The 1,554-nt window shown below is 70.6% G+C and carries 2 protein-coding genes; both read right to left on the reverse strand.

Going from position 1 to position 1,554, the window contains the following annotated elements; all coding sequences use genetic code 11:
* Positions 1 to 1,279 (reverse strand): acyltransferase family protein (locus AC1DU6_RS30685; protein WP_477861866.1); only part of this gene is annotated, 1,279 nt, incomplete at its 3' end.
* Positions 1,280 to 1,289: 10 nt separating this feature from the next.
* A partial coding sequence (locus AC1DU6_RS30690; protein ID WP_477861867.1) for a DegT/DnrJ/EryC1/StrS family aminotransferase occupies positions 1,290 to 1,554 on the reverse strand: 265 nt, incomplete at its 5' end.

Raw genomic sequence — 1,554 nt, forward strand, 5'->3', positions numbered from 1 at the left:
CACCCCAGACCGCCAGCGTCTTCGTGGCGGAGGCCGGCCCGAACAGGCAGCGGGCGTCGTAGTCCAACCAGCGGTTGCCGCTGGAGTGGCAGCGCTTGCGGTCGAGGCTGAAGTCGCTCGCGCCGGCACGCAGCACCGCATCGCGGCCCGGCTGGGCGGCACGCTGGTCGGACACGGCCGTCAGCGCCCAGGCCGCGGCCAGGCTGGCCACGATGGTGGACGCCCCCGCCACGAGCATGACCGGCTGCGCCACCTTGGAGCGCCGCACCGGTGCCTCCACCCAGCGCAGCGAGGCCCAGGCCAGCGCGACGGACAAGGCCACGGCCAGCGCGGCCTGCACCGGCGAGGGCTGGTCCAGCACCAGATGCCGCGTCAGCACCAGTACCGGCCAGTGCCAGAGGTAGAGCGAAAACGAATGCGCGCCGATCCAGCGCAGCGGCGCGGTCGACAGCCAGCGCGTCGCGACCGCCCGTTGCGTGGCACCGACCCAGATCAACGCCGCCGTCGCGAGGCAGGGCCACAGCGCCATCGGCCCCGGGAAAGCGTGATCGGCCCGCATCAGCAACAGCGAGGCGACGAGGGCCGCGAGCGCCGTCCAGCCCAGCCCCGAGTCCACCCAGGCCGGGCGCGCGGGCGGTGAATCACTGCGGCTGGACCACCAGGCCAGGCCCGAGCCGATCATCAGCTCGAAGGTGCGCGCTGGTGCCGCGTAGAAGGCCAGCTCGGCGTCATAAGGCATCAACCGCAGGCACCAGGCCAGCGACACGAGGCCCACGCCCAGCAGCATGATGCCGATATGCCGGCGCGCGAAGCGCCACAACAGGGCCAGCAGCGGCGGAAAGACGATGTAGTACTGCTCCTCGACGGCCAGCGACCAGGTGTGCAGCAGGGGCTTGAGCTCGGCGGCTCCTTCGAAATACCCGGTCGTCCKGTACAGCTCGATGTTGGAGACGAACAGCCCCGTGGCCCCCAGCAGTCGCGCAAACTCGCGCAGCGCCTGCGGCTCCAGCAGCAGCAGGCAGGCCGGCGCGACCAAGGCCAGCATCGCGAACAGCGCCGGGAAGATGCGCCGGATGCGCGCCGCATAGAAGGAGGCGATGCTGTAGCTGCCAGCGGCCAGGCGCTGCAGCAGCAGCGTCGTGATCAGATAGCCCGAGATCACGAAGAAGATGTCCACCCCGACAAAGCCGCCGGGCATGGCCGCGGGCCAGGCGTGGAAGACCACGACGGGCACGATGGCCAGGGCCCGAAGTCCCTCGATGTCGGGCCGGAATTTCATCCGCGAATGGTCAGGCCAGTGCCGCGGCCAAAGCCCCGACGACCTGGTCTTGCTGCTCCTCGGTGAGGTCGGCGCTCATGGGCAGGCTCATGACGCGAGCCGCCGCGGCGATGCTGTGCGGGCAGGCGTCCGGCTGGCCGTACTTGGCATAAGCCGGCTGGTGATGCAGCGGGCGCGGGTAATGCACGGCGGTCGGCACGCCGGCGGCCTTGAGCTTGGCCTGCACGGCTTCGCGGTCGTCCACGAAGACGGTGTATTGCGCCCAGACGCAATCG

It is taken from the genome of Roseateles sp. P5_B10, assembly GCF_056400485.1.